Origin of the sequence: Microbacterium hominis NBRC 15708 (assembly GCF_001592125.1) — a bacterium.
Lineage (GTDB): Bacteria > Actinomycetota > Actinomycetes > Actinomycetales > Microbacteriaceae > Microbacterium > Microbacterium hominis.
Map to the genome: position 1 here is coordinate 534,603 of NZ_BCWI01000001.1, position 15,474 is coordinate 550,076.

Annotated in this window: 16 protein-coding genes and 2 tRNA genes; 8 read left to right on the plus strand and 10 right to left on the minus strand. The window is 71.3% G+C overall.

What is annotated here, in order from left to right; all coding sequences use genetic code 11:
- Positions 1 to 21: 21 nt before the first annotated feature.
- On the minus strand, positions 22 to 1,437 hold the full coding sequence (gene yczR, locus MHO01S_RS02580) for a MocR-like transcription factor YczR (RefSeq protein ID WP_060958516.1): 1,416 nt from the start codon (positions 1,435 to 1,437) through the stop codon (positions 22 to 24).
- A 62-nt stretch (positions 1,438 to 1,499) separates the two neighbouring features.
- Here yczR and yczE point away from each other — a divergent pair, with 62 nt between their 5' ends.
- The gene (gene yczE / locus MHO01S_RS02585) at positions 1,500 to 2,141 is read left to right on the plus strand and encodes a membrane protein YczE (RefSeq protein ID WP_223848921.1); all 642 of its coding nucleotides are present in this window, start codon (positions 1,500 to 1,502) and stop codon (positions 2,139 to 2,141) included.
- A gap of 19 nt (positions 2,142 to 2,160) precedes the next feature.
- Here the strand turns inward: yczE and MHO01S_RS02590 are convergent, their stop codons facing one another.
- Positions 2,161 to 2,370 (minus strand): hypothetical protein, encoded by a 210-nt coding sequence (locus MHO01S_RS02590; protein WP_060958515.1) that lies wholly within the window; start codon positions 2,368 to 2,370, stop codon positions 2,161 to 2,163.
- Between the two features lie 127 nt (positions 2,371 to 2,497).
- On the opposite strand from MHO01S_RS02590, the gene MHO01S_RS02595 reads away from it, so the two are divergent.
- The 6 genes from MHO01S_RS02595 to MHO01S_RS02620 all read left to right on the plus strand — a co-directional run bounded on the left by MHO01S_RS02595 (position 2,498) and on the right by MHO01S_RS02620 (position 4,528).
- Positions 2,498 to 2,570 (plus strand) — tRNA-Arg (locus MHO01S_RS02595).
- A 79-nt stretch (positions 2,571 to 2,649) separates the two neighbouring features.
- Entirely contained in the window at positions 2,650 to 3,273 is a 624-nt protein-coding gene (gene orn, locus MHO01S_RS02600; protein WP_060958514.1) for an oligoribonuclease, read from the plus strand.
- A gap of 34 nt (positions 3,274 to 3,307) precedes the next feature.
- A tRNA-His gene (locus tag MHO01S_RS02605) sits at positions 3,308 to 3,383 on the plus strand.
- A gap of 25 nt (positions 3,384 to 3,408) precedes the next feature.
- Entirely contained in the window at positions 3,409 to 3,759 is a 351-nt protein-coding gene (locus MHO01S_RS02610) for a metallopeptidase family protein (RefSeq protein ID WP_060958513.1), read from the plus strand.
- The gene (clpS, locus tag MHO01S_RS02615) at positions 3,756 to 4,040 is read left to right on the plus strand and encodes an ATP-dependent Clp protease adapter ClpS (RefSeq protein WP_060958584.1); all 285 of its coding nucleotides are present in this window, start codon (positions 3,756 to 3,758) and stop codon (positions 4,038 to 4,040) included. The genes MHO01S_RS02610 and clpS overlap by 4 nt, the downstream gene beginning before the upstream one ends.
- A complete protein-coding gene (locus MHO01S_RS02620) occupies positions 4,037 to 4,528 on the plus strand; it encodes a DUF2017 family protein (protein WP_231734855.1) in 492 nt (163 codons plus the stop codon). The genes clpS and MHO01S_RS02620 overlap by 4 nt, the downstream gene beginning before the upstream one ends.
- Before the next feature lie 15 nt (positions 4,529 to 4,543).
- On the opposite strand, the gene MHO01S_RS02625 is transcribed toward MHO01S_RS02620, so the two are convergent.
- From MHO01S_RS02625 to gatC, 6 genes are read right to left on the minus strand one after another with little or no spacing between them, the layout of a single operon-like run.
- Complete coding sequence (locus MHO01S_RS02625; protein ID WP_060958512.1) at positions 4,544 to 5,134, minus strand: nucleoside/nucleotide kinase family protein; 591 nt, start codon at positions 5,132 to 5,134, stop codon at positions 4,544 to 4,546.
- Positions 5,118 to 5,438, minus strand: a complete 321-nt coding sequence (locus MHO01S_RS02630) for a hypothetical protein (RefSeq protein WP_060958511.1) — start codon at positions 5,436 to 5,438, stop codon at positions 5,118 to 5,120. Before MHO01S_RS02630 ends, MHO01S_RS02625 begins: the two co-directional genes overlap by 17 nt.
- Before the next feature lie 22 nt (positions 5,439 to 5,460).
- Positions 5,461 to 6,720 carry a DNA polymerase IV gene (locus tag MHO01S_RS02635; protein ID WP_060958510.1) on the minus strand — a complete coding sequence of 420 codons (1,260 nt, stop codon included), beginning with the start codon at positions 6,718 to 6,720 and terminating at the stop codon, positions 5,461 to 5,463.
- 59 nt (positions 6,721 to 6,779) lie between these two features.
- Positions 6,780 to 8,294, minus strand: a complete 1,515-nt coding sequence (gatB, locus tag MHO01S_RS02640) for an Asp-tRNA(Asn)/Glu-tRNA(Gln) amidotransferase subunit GatB (protein ID WP_061781792.1) — start codon at positions 8,292 to 8,294, stop codon at positions 6,780 to 6,782.
- Positions 8,294 to 9,805, minus strand: coding sequence for an Asp-tRNA(Asn)/Glu-tRNA(Gln) amidotransferase subunit GatA (gene gatA / locus MHO01S_RS02645; protein WP_060958508.1), 1,512 nt, complete (start codon positions 9,803 to 9,805; stop codon positions 8,294 to 8,296). The genes gatB and gatA overlap by 1 nt, the downstream gene beginning before the upstream one ends.
- Positions 9,802 to 10,101, minus strand: coding sequence for an Asp-tRNA(Asn)/Glu-tRNA(Gln) amidotransferase subunit GatC (gene gatC, locus MHO01S_RS02650; protein WP_060958507.1), 300 nt, complete (start codon positions 10,099 to 10,101; stop codon positions 9,802 to 9,804). The genes gatA and gatC overlap by 4 nt, the downstream gene beginning before the upstream one ends.
- Before the next feature lie 68 nt (positions 10,102 to 10,169).
- On the opposite strand from gatC, the gene MHO01S_RS02655 reads away from it, so the two are divergent.
- The gene (locus MHO01S_RS02655) at positions 10,170 to 11,888 is read left to right on the plus strand and encodes a long-chain-fatty-acid--CoA ligase (RefSeq protein WP_060958506.1); all 1,719 of its coding nucleotides are present in this window, start codon (positions 10,170 to 10,172) and stop codon (positions 11,886 to 11,888) included.
- 6 nt (positions 11,889 to 11,894) lie between these two features.
- Here the strand turns inward: MHO01S_RS02655 and ligA are convergent, their stop codons facing one another.
- Together ligA and mnmA are read right to left on the minus strand one after the other, a co-directional pair.
- Positions 11,895 to 14,222 (minus strand): NAD-dependent DNA ligase LigA, encoded by a 2,328-nt coding sequence (gene ligA, locus MHO01S_RS02660; protein WP_061781793.1) that lies wholly within the window; start codon positions 14,220 to 14,222, stop codon positions 11,895 to 11,897.
- 155 nt (positions 14,223 to 14,377) lie between these two features.
- Positions 14,378 to 15,469, minus strand: coding sequence for a tRNA 2-thiouridine(34) synthase MnmA (gene mnmA / locus MHO01S_RS02665; protein WP_082734057.1), 1,092 nt, complete (start codon positions 15,467 to 15,469; stop codon positions 14,378 to 14,380).
- Between the last annotated feature and the right edge of the window lie 5 nt (positions 15,470 to 15,474).

Below are 15,474 nucleotides of genomic sequence, written 5' to 3' on the forward strand. Positions count from 1 at the left end.
CTGATCCCCCTCCGATGAGACTCAGACGACGGCGTCGACCAACTCGCCGCCGTGTACCGGAGCAGCAGCCCGCACCGTCGGCCACGCCCGCGCGAGCACGTCGACGGCGCGCCGGAGCTCTTCGGGAGGTGCGGTGAAGGGAATGCGCAGATGCCGATCGTGCGGGCCGTCCACGCCGAAGCGCGATCCGGCGGACAGATACACCCCGTGGGCACGAGCAGCCAGCACCAGACCGGTGCTGAGGGGCGCGTCGAGCTCCACCCAGAGCGCGACGCCACCGTCGACGACAGGCACGTGCCACGTCGGCAGTGCGGCGCCGAGCGCCTCGACGACGGTGTCACGACCCGCACGCAGAAGCTCGGCCCGCTGCGCGAGGATCTCGGGCATCCGTGCGATCAGTCGCGTCGTGACCACCTGCTCGAACTCGGGCGTTCCGAGCTCGCGCGGCGGACGCGCCGCCACGATGCGCTGCACGAGCTCCTCCTCGGCTCGGATCCACCCCACGCGCAGTCCGCCCCAGACCGACTTGCCCACCGATCCGACGCGGATGACGCGCTCCGAGGCGAAAGCGGGCGGCGTCGCCGGGCCGTCGATCACGAGCTCCGCCGTGGTCTCGTCGACGATCAGGGTGGTGCCGGCATCGCGTGCCGACCGGGAGAAGAGGGCTTCTTCCGACGCGCTCATCGAGCGACCGGTCGGGTTCTGGAAGCGCGGCATCAGGTACGCCAGCCGGGGCCGCGTGCGCGCGAACACCTGGGCGGCTCTGTCCAGGTCCCATCCGCCGGCCGTCGTCACGGGCACGGCGCTGAGCCGCGCTCCGGCCGAACGGAGGGCCTCCGCGGCATGCGGATAGGTGGGGGTCTCGATCACCGCGCGATCTCCGCGACCGATCAGCACGGTCGCCAGGAGGTGGATGGCCGACTGCGCTCCCGTCGTGACGACGATCTGCTCCGCCGACGTCGGGATGCCGAGGCGGCGGTATCGGCCCGCGATCGCCTCCCGCAGCGCGAGGGAGCCGCGCACGTCGTACCCGGCGCGCGACACGATGCTGGCCGCATCGGCCGCCGCCTCGCTGATGACGCCGGCCAGCCCGGGCCATGCCGCCGGACTGGCCTGTTGCAGGTCGATCGCCCCCTCGTCCGCGGCGACGCGACCCACGTCGCGTCGGGGGCGCGGGCGGGTCACGCTTCCGGAGCCGCGGAGGCTCTCGATGTGGCCGCTGTCGCGCAGGCTGCGGTACGCCGCGGCCACCGTCGTTCGACTCACCCGCAGGGTCGCCGCCAGATCGCGCTCCGCCGGCAACGCCGTGTGCGCGGCGATGCGGTTGTCGAGGCACAGGAGCCGGATACCGTCGGCGAGTGCCTCGTACGCGGGCTCACGCGTCCGCCATCCGCCGAGTGCGGAGGAGAGGGCGCGCGCCGTGATCCTGGAGTCCATGACGTCCACCGTATCGCGATTGGACTGGTCTGAGAGGTCCAATACTGCGATTGGATGTCGTCATGTCGATTCGCGTCATCCGTCTCCTCGTCGGCCTCGCCCTGTACGGCGCGGGGTGCGGCGTCATGGTTCGCGCCGGCATCGGGCTGGACCCGTGGACCGTGTTCGCCCAGGGACTGTCGGTGCAGACCGGGGTCGGCATCGGCTGGATCACGAACATCGTCGGACTGCTGGTCCTGCTGCTGTGGATCCCCCTGCGACAGAAGCCGGGTATCGGGACCGTCGCGAACATCCTGATCGTCGGGACGAGCATGCAGGTGACGGTCAGCACCGTTCCCGCGGTCTCGGGCTTCGGAGCGCAGCTGGCCGTGTTCGTCCTCGGCATGGTCCTGGTCGCGGTGGCATCCGGCATCTACATCGGCGCCCACTTCGGCGCCGGTCCACGCGACGGGCTGATGACGGGGATGCACACGCGCCTCGGCTGGCCGATCTGGGCCTGTCGCCTCCTCGTCGAGGCCTCCGTGCTGCTGGCGGGCTGGCTCCTCGGAGGCACGGTGGGACTGGGCACGCTGCTGTTCGCGGCGGGCATCGGACCGCTCGTCCACGTGGCGCTCCCGCTGCTGGACCCCGACGCGCGCAGCGCGCACGGCAGGGCGGCCGCGGGACGCCGGACGGGAGCGATCGTGGCCGAGCCGTCGCGGTGAGCGAGGCGTCGCGCGGGTGTCAGTGCTCGCGGAACCGCGGCCAGTCGGATCCGTGGGGAAGATGGCCGTGCAGCGCGTTCTTGGCGATGTCCATGGTGGGGTACGTGCCGATACTGGCGGAGGCCCCCGCGATCGTGGAGGTGTAGCCCTCCGGCGACTTGCGGACCGTGCCGACGACGTTGCCTTCGGCGCCGTACGCGACCCAGAGCGTGGACGATGTGGTGCTCATGCTGACTCCTCTCGTCGGATCCGACGCTACGCCCCCGGGCGCGTCCGCGCGAGAGGGCGGCGGCCGTCTCTCGCACGGCTCGCGCGCGAAGCGCGGCGCACCCGGTACGGTGGAGATGTCGTCCCACCCCTCCATAGCTCAGTGGATAGAGCGAGCGGTTTCTACCCGCCAGGTCGGGGGTTCGAATCCTCCTGGAGGGACGTCTTCGCAGCGTCGCGTCGCGCCTCTGCGCCGTGCGCGACGCGGCGCGACGTCGGCGGCGCTCAGTAGGATGAACGCATGGTGAATGCCGCGGAGAACGACCGCCTCGTCTGGATCGACTGCGAGATGACCGGGCTCGATCTGGAGGTCGACGAGCTGGTCGAGATCGCGATCATCGTCACCGACTTCGAGCTGAACGCGCTCGATCCCGGCTTCCAGATCGTCATTCGGCCCGACGCCTCCGCGCTCGAGAACATGAACGACTTCGTCACGCGGATGCACGAGACGTCCGGTCTGCTGGCGGAGATCCCCCACGGCGTGAGCCTGGCGGAGGCCGAGTTCGAGGCCCTGGAGTACATCCAGCGGTTCGCCCCCGAGGGCAAGGCCCCGCTGGCGGGGAACACCATCGGCACCGATCGGATGTTCCTGGCCAAGTACATGCCGCGCGTGGACCGGTGGCTGCACTATCGCAGCGTCGACGTGTCCAGCATCAAGGAGCTCTCTCGGCGCTGGTACCCGCGCGCGTACTTCAACGCGCCGGCGAAGGACGGCGGGCATCGGGCGCTGGCCGACATCCAGGAGTCGATCCGCGAGCTCGCCTACTACCGTCAGGCGGTCTTCGTGCCCGAGCCGGGACCGACGAGCGATCAGGCCAGAGAGGCTGCTGCGGCCGCCGTGTCGTCATTCGCGCCAGGTGTGTAATAGAATCGTCTGGTTGCCTGGAAGCAGGCACATGGTGGCTATAGCTCAGTTGGTAGAGCACCGCGTTGTGGTCGCGGGGGTCGCGGGTTCAAGCCCCGTTAGCCACCCCACTCACTTCCCTGTCGGGAGTCCCTCATGATCGATCTGGATGCCGACGGCTTCGAGGACCTCGTGTCCGACGAGATCGACCTGTTGCCGGATGACATGCTGGTCGGTCTCGACAACGTGGTCTTCGTCGTGGAGGATCGCCCGGAGGACGGCTCGCTGGACCTTCTCGGGCTCTATGACGGCCTCGCCCTGACCGAGCGCGACCGCTACGGCTCCGGCGAGCTCCCGGACCGCATCATCGTCTACCGGGAGCCCCATCTGCACGCCTGCGAGAGCATCGAAGAGTTGCGCGACGAGGTGCACACGACCCTCGTCCACGAGATCGCGCACTTCTACGGCATCGACGACGCCCGCCTGCACGAGCTGGGGTGGGCGTGACGATCCCTCTGGAGGACCTCCGCCTCGACATCCGCTCGGAGACCGCGGGGCCGTGGCAGGCGGTCGTGTGGAACGACCCGGTGAACTTGATGAGCTACGTCGTCCACGTCTTTCGAACCTACTTCGGCTACTCCCGGGAGCGTGCGGAGCAGCTGATGCTCCTCGTCCACCACGAGGGGCACGCCGTCGTGGCGGAAGGCGCCCGCGAGCAGATGGAGCTCCACGTGCAGGCCATGCACGACTTCGGCCTGTGGGCCACCGTCCGACAGGCCGACTCGTGACGACGGCGGTGCGGATGGAGCTCTCGGCGCTCGAGGCCGCCCACCTCACCGACCTGATCGCGCAGTTCGCCCAGCTCCTGGCCGATGCGCTCGACGACGCGGACGATCCGGCGATCGCGCGGCTCGTGCCGGATGCGTACCGCGACGACGCGCAGGCGGCCGCGGAGTTCCGTCGCTTCACGCAGGACGACCTGCTCGACCGCCGCCGCGACGACGCGCAGACGGTGCTGACCTCGCTGCAGCGCGAGGGAACCGTCCTGCGCGCCGCCGACCTCGATCGCGTCGAGGCGGAGACCTCGTTCGTCGTCGAGCTGGATGCCGCCGCCGTCACCGCCTGGCTGCGCACGCTCACCGCGGTGCGCCTGGTCATGGCGACGCGCCTGGGGATCGTCGCGGATGACGATCAGGACGACGACGACCCCCGTTTCGGGGTCTACAACTGGCTGGGTTTCCGTCTCGAAGGTCTGCTGCAGGCGCTGGAGGACTGACGGCGGCGCCGGCCGCTACGGCACGTCGACGCGGATGGTGGCCAGGTCGCGCGGATGGTGCGCGCTCAGATGGGCGTCCTCCTGGCGGGCCCACCGCTGCCAGTGCGGCCGATAGGTGTCGCCGTCGCGAGCGAGCGCGCGATCGCGGCGGCCCGGCTCCGCCGACTCCAGCCAGAGCCGGACCGGCGCGAGAGGTGCGGAGGCGGGGGTCAGCACGCCCGACCCCTCCAGGATCAGCGGCACGAAGGCCGGGGTCACGACGCCGTCTCCGGGGGCGTCTCGCACCCAGTCCCAGCGGTTCCAGTGCGCGGCGCGCCCGGAGGCGAGGGGTTCCAGGATGCGGGTGCGCGCGATCTCGGCGCCCTCCGCCAGCCCGTCCCACCCCGGGTAGAGCTCGTCGAGCCCGATCATCGTGACCGGGCCCGCCCAGCGGGCGCGCACGCGCGCGGCGACCGTCGACTTCCCCGCGCCGGAGCGCCCGTCGATCAGCACGATGGGAAGGACGCCCGGAGGCAGCGCGACCACGGCCCGTTCGACGAGAGTCACCGCGTCGTCGAGGGCGGCGTCGACCTCGTCGCTGTGCGCGTGCTCAGCGCTTGAGTGCACGGATGATGCGGCTGAGCGTCCGCCCCGCGACCCACACGAAGGGGATCGCCACGGCCACCAACGACACCAGGTTCGGCTCGAAACGGAGGTCGTCGCCCTTGCGGATATAGGCGCCGAGAGGAACGGCGAAACCTCCGCCTCCCCCGCCGTTGTTCCCGCTCTCGTCCTCGCCGGCGCCGAAGCCCGACCACGACAGAGCGACCGGGATGAGCCGGATGCCGTCGACGTCCTGCTGTTCGCCGTAGACGCTGTTCACGCCGAGCGCTGCGGACTGCTTGCCGAGTTCGAGTGCGAGATTGGGCATGGCTCCACCGTAGCCCGGAACGTCAGTCGGTGCGAGGCAGTCGCGGATTCGTCGGCAGCGCATTCACGTCGCGGCGCGGGCCGAGCACGCTGGCACGGGTGACGGCTCCCCCGCCGAAGCGCTGGCGCGCATCGTCGAGCGCTGCGTCGACGCGGCGCCACTCCGCGTCGTCGTCCCACAGGGGCAGCGCGCCGCCGTCGCCGCCGCGGAGCTTCTCGGCGCGCACGCCGATCAGCCGCACGGGCTGCGCCAGCTCGACCGCGTCGAAGAGGCCGATCGCGACGTCGCCGATGCGCTGGCCGACGTCCGACGGCTCCGTGAGCGTCTGTGAGCGCGAGAGCGTCGTGAAATCGGCGTAGCGCAGCTTCAGCGCGACGGTGCCCGCTCGCCATCCGCCGGCGCGAAGCCGGGAGGCGACGCGGTCGGACAGGCGCCGCAGTTCGCTGCGCAGGACGGCGGAGTCGGCCACGTCGTGCAGGAACGTCTCCTCGTGGCCGATGCTCTTCTCGACACGCTGGGTCTCGACGGCGCGGGGATCGATGCCGTGAGCCAGCTGCCAGATCCGCTCGCCGCCGGCAGCGCCCAGGGCGCGATCGAGCACGCCGCGCGGCGCCGCGAGGATGTCGGACACCGTGCGCAGGCCCCGGCTCTCCAGGGCTTCCGCGGCCTTCGGGCCGACGCCCCACAGCGCGGACACGGGGAGTCCGGCGAGGAAGGCGGCCGTGTCCGGCTCGCTGACGATCAGCAGGCCGTCGGGTTTGGAACGCGTGGAGGCGATCTTCGCGACATGCTTGGTGGCCGCGACCCCCACGCTGCACACGAGACCGGTCTCGCTGCGCACCCGCGCCCTCAGCATCCGTGCGATCTCGCCGGGCGAGCCCCAGAGCCGCCGGGCGCCCGACACGTCGAGGAACGCCTCGTCGATGGACAGCGGCTCGACCAGCGGCGTGATGTCGTGGAAGATCGACATCACCTGGCGCGACAGGGTGGCGTACCTCTCGAAGTGCGGCGGGACGACGACCGCCTGCGGACACAGACGCAATGCCTGGGCGACCCCCATCGCCGAGCGCACGCCGAACCGTCGTGCCTCGTAGGAGGCGCTGGACACCACGCCGCGCCCCTCCATTCCGCCGACGATCAGCGGCTTTCCCGCGAGCGACGGATCGTCGAGCACCTCGACGGAGGCGTAGAAGGCATCCATGTCGACGTGGAGGATGCGGGTGCCGGTGTCATCCGCGCCGTCGGCGGAGACGATCCGTCCCGATCCGTCGCCACGTCCCATGAGTCCATTGTCGGTGACACCGCCGACACGGCGGCGTCACCGACACGAGGACGGCCCGGCTACTTCGCGGCGCGCTCGAGTACGAGCTCGCGGACGCGGGCTGCGTCCGCCTGACCCTTCATCGCCTTCATGACGGCGCCGATGACGGCGCCGGCGGCCTGGACCTTGCCGTCGCGGATCTTCTCGAGCACATCGGGCTGCGCCGTGAGCGCCTCATCGATCGCGGCGATCAGCGCGCCGTCGTCGGAGACGACGGCGAGGCCGCGGGCGTCGACGACCTCCTGCGGGGTCCCCTCCCCGGCGATGACGCCCTCGAGCACCTGGCGGGCGAGCTTGTCGGTGAGGGTCCCGGCGTCCACGAGCTGCTGCAGCGCGGCGACCGAGGCCGGCTCGACGAGCGAGGACGGCTCGACGCCCGACGCGTTCGCGAGGCGCGAGATCTCGCTCATCCACCACTTCCGCGCCGCGGCGGGAGACGCACCGGCGGCGACGGTCGCGTCGACCTCGGTGAGGAGCCCCGCATTCACGATCCCCTGGAAGTCGATGTCGGCGAAGCCCCAGTCCGCCTTCAGCCGGCGGCGGCGTGCGGCGGGCGGCTCCGGGAGGTCGGCGCGCAGCGACTCGATGAGCTCCGTGGACGGCGCCACCGGCAGCAGGTCGGGCTCCGGGAAGTAGCGGTAGTCGTCGGCATCCGACTTCGGCCGCCCCGGGGAGGTGGTGCCGGTGTCCTCGTGCCAGTGACGCGTCTCCTGCGTGATGCTGCCACCCGCGGCCAGGATCGCGGCCTGGCGCTGGATCTCGTAGCGGACCGCGCGCTCGACGGAGCGCATGGAGTTGACGTTCTTCGTCTCCGTGCGGGTGCCGAGCTTCTCCTGGCCGCGCGGGCGCAGGGAGACGTTCGCGTCGCAGCGCAGGTTGCCGCGTTCCATGCGCGCTTCGGAGATGCCGAGCGACAGCACGATGTCGCGGATCGCCCGCACATAGGCGGCGGCGAGTTCCGGTGCGCGGTGCTCGGCGCCGAAGATCGGCTTGGTGACGATCTCCACGAGCGGCACGCCGGCGCGGTTGTAGTCCACGAGCGAGTACTCGGCTCCCTGGATGCGCCCGGTGGAGCCACCGACGTGCGTGAGCTTGCCGGCATCCTCCTCCATGTGGGCGCGCTCGATGGGCACCTCGAAGACGGTGCCGTCGGTGAGCTCGACCTCGACCTGCCCCTCGAAGGCGATCGGCTCGTCGTACTGCGAGATCTGATAGTTCTTGCCCAGGTCGGGGTAGAAGTAGTTCTTGCGCGCGAAGCGGCTCGACGGCGCGATCTGGCAGCCGAGCGCGAGACCCAGGCTGATCGAGAACCGCACGGCCGTCTCGTTGACGACCGGGAGCGATCCGGGCAGGCCCATGTCGACGGGTGCGACGAGCGTGTTCGGGGCGGCGTCGTGGTTCGACGCGTGAGCGGGGTTTCCCGCCGGCGAGAACATCTTGGTCTCGGTGTTGAGCTCGACGTGCACCTCGAAGCCGAGCACCGGCTCGTACAGCGTCAGGGCCTCGTCGAAGTCCATGAGTGCGGCCTTGGCCATCAGCGGTTCCCTCCCAGCAGCGGCGCGCGGTCCAGCAGCGGGCCGCCCCACGAATCGACGAGCAGCGCCTCGGCGGCAGCGCCCACACGGTACAGTCGGGCGTCCTCGCGTGCCGGCGCGATGAACTGGATGCCGACGGGAAGCCCGTCCTCCTCCGCCAGACCCGACGGGATGGAGATGCCCGGGACCCCGGCCAGGTTGACCGGGATCGTGGTGACGTCGTTGAGGTACATCTGCAACGGGTCGTCGATCTTCTCGCCGAGCTTGAACGCGGTCGTCGGAGCCGACGGCGTCGCGATCACGTCGACCTGCGCGAACGCCGCGTCGAAGTCGCGTTGGATCAGCGTGCGGACCTTCTGCGCACTGCCGTAGTAGGCGTCGTAGTAGCCCGCCGAGAGGGCGTAGGTGCCGAGGATGATGCGGCGCTTGACCTCGTCGCCGAATCCGGCGTCACGGGTCGCCGCCATGACGTCCTCGACGGTACCGCCGGGCACGTCCACGCGGAGGCCGAAGCGCACGGAGTCGAACTTCGCGAGGTTGCTCGACGCCTCCGCCGGCAGGATGAGGTAATACGCCGCCACGCCGTACTCGAAGTGGGGCGCGCTGATCTCCACGATCTCCGCACCCTGCCCCTCGAGGAGGGCGAGCGCGCTGCGGAACGACGCCGACACACCGGCCTGGAAGCCGCTGTCGGGCAGTTCGCGGATGACACCGATCTTGAGGCCCCGGAGCCCGGCGCCGGACGCGCCCTCGCGCGCCGCGGCGGCGAAGGACGGCCAGCTGTCGGTGAGCGACGTCGCGTCATGCGGGTCGTGGCCGCCGATGACGTCGTGCAGCAGTGCGGAGTCGAGCACCGTACGCGACACGGGGCCCACCTGGTCGAGGGACGAGGCGAGCGCGATCGCACCGAACCGGCTGACGCCGCCGTACGTCGGCTTCATCCCGACCGTTCCGGTGACGTGCGCGGGCTGGCGGATCGAGCCGCCGGTGTCGGACCCGAGCGCGATCGGCGCTTCGAACGCCGCCACGGCGGCGGCGGAGCCACCGCCCGATCCGCCCGGGATGCGCTCGAGGTCCCACGGGTTGTGGGTCGGGCCGTACGCCGAGTGCTCGGTGGAGGAGCCCATGGCGAACTCGTCCATGTTCGTCTTGCCGAGCGGAACCAGCCCGGCGGCACGCGAACGGGCGACCACGGTCGCGTCGTACGGCGACAGGAAGCCCTCGAGGATCTTGGACCCGCTGGTGGAGGGCATGTCCGTCGTGACGAGCACGTCCTTGATGGCCAACGGCACCCCGGCCAGCTCGCCGAGCGTCTCCCCCGCCGCCCGGCGACGGTCGATGTCGGCGGCGACGTCGAGCGCGTGGTCGCTCACGTGCAGGAACGCGTGCACGTCGCCGTCGACGGCGGCGATGCGGTCGAGGTGGGCGCGCGTGGCCTCCACGCTCGACACCTCGCCGGCGGCGAGCCGCGACGCGAGATCCGCGGCGGTCAGACGCGTCAGGTCGCTCACTGCTCCTCCCCCAGGATCGCCGTCACCCGGAAGCGCCCGTCGGCGGCATCCGGCGCGTTCTGCAAGACCTGGTCGACCGTGAGCATCTCTCCGACCACGTCGGCGCGGAACACGTTCTCGAGCGGGATCGGGTGGCTGGTCGCGGGCACATCGGGGGTGGCCACTTCGGAGACCTTGGCGATGTTGTCGACGATGACGGAGAGCTGGCCCGTCAGGCGCTCCACCTCATGCTCGTCGAGCTGAATCCGGGCCAGAACGCCGAGATGGCGAACGAGTTCAGGGGTGATTTCAGACACCCGTCGATTCTAGTCGGCCCCTCTTCACCCCCTTCGACCGGGTTCTCACGGCCGCTAGGCTGACCGGCGTGAGCAGTGCGACCTCCTTCGACCCGCCCCGCCCCTGGATCGCGAGCTACGCCGCGGGGGTGCCCGACGATCTCGAGCCGGTCTCGGGCACGCTGCTCGACATCGTCGAGGCCTCGGCGCGCGACTACCCCGACGCACCCGCACTGCAGTTCTTCGGACGCACCACCTCCTACCGCGAGCTCGTCGACGCCGTCGACCGCGTCGCCGCGGGGCTGCGCGAACGCGGCGTCGGCAAGGGTGACACCGTCGCCATCGTGCTGCCGAACTGCCCGCAGCACATCATCGCGTTCTACGCGATCCTGCGACTGGGCGCCATCGCCGTCGAGCACAACCCGCTGTACACCCCGCGTGAGCTGCGCAAGCAGTTCGAAGACCACGGGGCCACGACGGCGATCGTCTGGAGCAAGGTCGTCAAGACCGTGCAGGAGTTCCCCGCCGACCTCGCGGTGTCCACCCTCATCAGCGTCGACATCACGACCGCCATGCCCGTCTCGCTCCGCCTCGCCCTGCATCTTCCGGTGGCCAAGGCTCGCCAGTCGAGGGCCGCGCTCACGGTGCGCACCACGGGAGCCACGCCGTGGGAGCAGCTGACGCGCTCGGCGCCCGTGCCGGCATCCTTCCCGAAGCCCGCCACCGACGACGTCGCGATCATCCAGTACACGAGCGGTACGACCGGCACACCCAAGGGCGCGGTCCTCACGCACCGCAACCTGCTCTCCAACGCGCGCCAGGCCCAGGCCTGGGTGCCGCAGATCACGCGCGGCAACGGATGCGTCGTCTACGCCGTGCTGCCGATGTTCCACGCCTACGGCCTCACGCTCTGCCTCACCTTCGCGATGTCGATGGGGGCCCGCCTCGTGCTGTTCCCCCGCTTCGAGCCGGCGATGGTCCTGGCGGTCACCAAGAAGCACCCGGCGACCTTCCTCCCGCTGGTTCCCCCGATCGCTGACCGCCTGCTCACGGCGGCGCGGGCGGAGGGCATCTCCCTGGCGGGCACCGAGGTCGCGATCTCGGGCGCGATGGCGCTTCCCCATGACCTCGTCGTGCCCTTCGAGGAGGCGACCGGCGGCTACCTCGTCGAAGGCTACGGACTGTCGGAGTGCTCGCCGGTGCTGATGGCGAACCCCGTCGCGGCCAACCGCAAGGCGGGCACCGTCGGACTCCCGCTTCCGGGCACCGAGTGCCGCGTGGTCGATCCCGACGAGCCGACGCGGGACGTCCCCGCGGGTGAGCGCGGAGAGCTGCTCGTCCGCGGCCCCCAGGTCTTCCAGGGCTACTACGGCAAGCCGGAGGCGACGGAGGCCGTGTTCGTGGACGGCTGGTTCCGCACCGGCGACATCGTCCAGATCGACGAGGACGGCTTCGTGCGCATCGTCGACCGGATCAAGGAGCTGATCATCACGGGCGGCTTCAACGTCGCGCCGACCGAGGTCGAGAACGCCCTCCGCCAGCATCCGCAGGTGGTCGATGCCGCCGTGGTGGGGCTGCCCAGCGCGCACTCCGGCGAGGAGGTCGTCGCCGCGGTCGTCCTGGATCCCGCCGCGACGGATGCCGACACGGAGGCGATCCGCACGTTCGTGCGCGGCATCCTCACGCCCTACAAGGTCCCGCGTCGCCTCTTCGTCGTCGACGAGCTTCCCACCTCGCTGATCGGCAAGGTCCTGCGACGCCAGGTACGGGAGTCGCTGCTGGCCCTCACCCAGCCCGCGGAGGACTGAGCGTCGTCACCCGGCATCCGGGTCGAGGGCGTCCAGCGCGGCCGGGCCCTGTTCGACGAGGATGCGGAACTGCGCGGCGTCGATGATCCGCACGCCGAGCTCCTCGGCCTTGCCGAGCTTGGAGCCGGCGCCGGGGCCCGCCGCGACGAAGTCCGTTTTCTTCGACACGGATGACGCGGCCTTGCCGCCCGCCGCGATGATCGCCTCCTGAGCGCCCTCGCGCGTGTAGCCCTCGAGGGAGCCGGTGGCGACGACGGTGAGACCGTCGAGCACGCCGCCTGCGGCGGCCGCCGCACCCGGTCCGGGGTGCCCGGGGATCTCGAGCCGCGCTCCGGCGGCCTGCCAGCGGTCGACGATCTCGCGGTGCCAGTTGACCGCGAACCATTCGATGAGCGAGTCCGCGATGATGCCGCCGACGCCGTCGACCGCCGCGAGGTCATCGCGCGACGCCGCGCGGATGGCCGAGAGCGACCCGAACCACTGCGCCAGCGCGCGCGCCGCGACGGGGCCGACATGGCGGATGCTGAGGGCCACCAGGAAGCGCCACAGGTCCTTCGTCTTGGCCTTCTCCAGCTCTTCCAGCAACGTCAGCGCCTGGGCGGAGGGCTGCGGTCCGGTGAGGCCCTGCTTCTTCTCCGCCGCGGACGGCTGGCGTCGGAACGGGGACCGCGTCACGGGCGCGCCCGTCTCGTCGTCGAGCTTCGGCTCGCCGGTCTCGCTGTCGCGCACCACGACCTCGATCGGCACGAGCTGCGCGAGGGTCAGCTCGAACAGGCCGGCCTCGGTGGCGAGGGGCGGATCGGCCGGCACCGACGGCTGCGTGAGCGCGGCCGCGGTCACCTCGCCGAGCGCCTCGATGTCCAGCGCGCCGCGCGAGCCGATGTGCTCCACGCGCCCGCGCACCTGCGCGGGACAGGTGCGGGTGTTCGGGCAGCGCAGGTCGATGTCGCCCTCTTTCGCCGGGGCCAGCGTCGCTCCGCACTCGGGGCACTGCGTCGGCATCACGAAGGCGCGCTCACTGCCGTCGCGGAGCTCGACGACGGGGCCGAGCACCTCCGGGATGACGTCGCCGGCTTTGCGCAGGACGACGGTGTCGCCGATCAGGACGCCTTTCGCGACGACGACCTCCTGGTTGTGCAGGGTGGCCTGACGGACGACGGAGCCGGCGACGCGCGCGGGCGCCATGACGGCGAACGGTGTCGCGCGACCGGTGCGGCCCACCGACACCACGATGTCGAGGAGCTTCGTGTTGACCTGCTCGGGAGGGTACTTGTAGGCGATGGCCCAGCGCGGGGCCCGGCTGGTCGCTCCGAGCTCGTCGTGCAGCGCCAGTTCGTCGACCTTGACGACGACGCCGTCGATCTCGTGCTCGACGTCGTGGCGATGCTCGCCGTAGTGCGCGACGAAGTCCACGACGCCGTCGATGTCGTCGGCGGTCCGGAAGTACGGGCTGGTCGGCAGCCCCCAGGCCGACAGCAGCGCATAGACCTCGCTCTGGGATGCGACCGGCGGGGCGGGCCAGGCGCCGATGCCGTGGACGAAGAGCCGGAGCGAGCTCAGTCGCGCATGCCCCGCCTCCCGCTCCATGCCGTTCTTCTTGTCGAGCTGCTGACGCAGTCCGCCGCTGGCCGCGTTGCGGGGGTTCGCGAAGGCCGGGAAGCGACGGGCTGCGCTGCGGGTGAGCTTCTCCTCGTCGCCGCCGCGCTCGCGGCCCTCCTCGATGACCCGCTCACGCAGACGCGCCTGCAGGGCGTTGAGCTCGTCGAACGCCGCGACGGGGATGTACACCTCGCCGCGGACCTCGACGAGGGGCGGGTGGCCCGTCCCCTCCAAACGAGCCGGGATGCCCGCGACCTGGAGCGCATTGACGGTGACGTCTTCGCCGACCCGACCGTCGCCGCGGGTCGCCGCCGACACGAGCACGCCGTGCTCGTACCGCAGATTGATGGCGAGACCGTCGATCTTCAGCTCCAGCAGCCAGCGCACGGGGCGCCCGGCCGCGGCCTGCGTCTTGGCGCACCACTCGCGCAGCTCCTCGGTGCTGAAGACGTTGTCGAGGCTCAGCATCCGCTCGGCATGCTCCACGGGCGCGAACATGGTGCTCTCCGCCGCCCCGACCGACAGCGTCGGCGAGTCCTGACCCTGCACCTCGGGGAACGCGCGCTCGACGGCCTCCAGTCGCTGCATCCACCCGTCGTACGTCGCGTCGTCGACGATCTCCGCGTCGCGGCCGTAGTAGGCATCCCGCGCTCCGACGATCAGGTCGGTGAGGCGCTGCGCCTCGCGATGCGCATCATCGAGACTCGTCGGAAGGGGTGCTGCGGTGTCCGTCACCCCGCCAGTGTAGGCGGCACCTCCGACATCCCCCGGACCGCGAGGGCGCCGGCGCTCGAGGCGACTTTCGGACGCCTCGAGCGACCGAAACCCGCCCCGGCGCATGATCTGGCGCGCGAAGCGACCGAATCGCGACGGGATGCCGCGAGAGAGCGCTAGACGGGGACGGCGGAGACGGTGCGGTCGATCGTGAACTGCCCGATCACGCGGGTGCCGTCGTAGAGCACCGCGGTCTGGCCGGGCGCGACGCCGTCGAACGGCACCTCGGGCGTCACCGCCAGCATCCCGCCCTCGATCACGGCGCGGGCGGCCACGGGCTCGGCGTGGGCGCGGATCTGCACGTGGCACGCGAACGTCGTGGATGCCGGCGCGCGTCCCGTCCAGGTGACGCGCTCGCCCGAGATCTCCGCGGTCGCCAGCGCCTCCTTCGGGCCGACGACGACGGTGTTGCTGACCGGACGGACCTCCAGCACGAACCGCGGCTTGCCGTCCGCGGCGGGCGTGCCCAGCTGCAGACCGCGCCGCTGGCCGACGGTGTAGGCGTGGGCGCCCTCGTGGCTGCCGACGACGGCGCCGGTGCGATCGACGATGTCGCCCTGAGCGGTCCCCACCCGCTCGGCGAGCCACCCGCGGGTGTCGCCGTCGGGGATGAAGCAGATGTCGTGGCTGTCGGGCTTCTGCGCGACCGTCAGTCCGCGTGCCGCCGCCTCCGCCCGCACGACCGCCTTCGACGGCGTCGACCCGAGCGGGAAGTAGGTGTGCGCCAGCTGCTCGGCCGTCAGCACGCCGAGGACATAGGACTGGTCCTTGGCCTCGTCGCTCGCGCGGTGCAGCTCGCGTCCGCCGGGCCCGTCGACGAGCGTGGCGTAGTGCCCGGTGCAGACGGCGTCGAACCCGAGTTCCAGCGCCCGCTCGAGCAGCGCGGCGAACTTGATCTTCTCGTTGCAGCGCATGCAGGGGTTCGGGGTGCGGCCCGCGCGGTACTCGGCGACGAAGTCGTCGATCACGTCGTCGCGGAAGCGTTCGGAGAAGTCCCAGACGTAGAACGGGATGCCGAGGAGGTCGGCCGCGCGGCGGGCATCCATCGCGTCCTCGATCGTGCAGCACCCGCGGCTGCCCGTGCGCAGCGTGCCGCCGGCGCGCGACAGGGCCAGGTGCACGCCGACGACATCGTGTCCCGCATCGACCGCGCGCGCCGCCGCGACGGCGGAGTCGACGCCGCCGCTCATCGCCGCAAGGATCCGCATCGTTC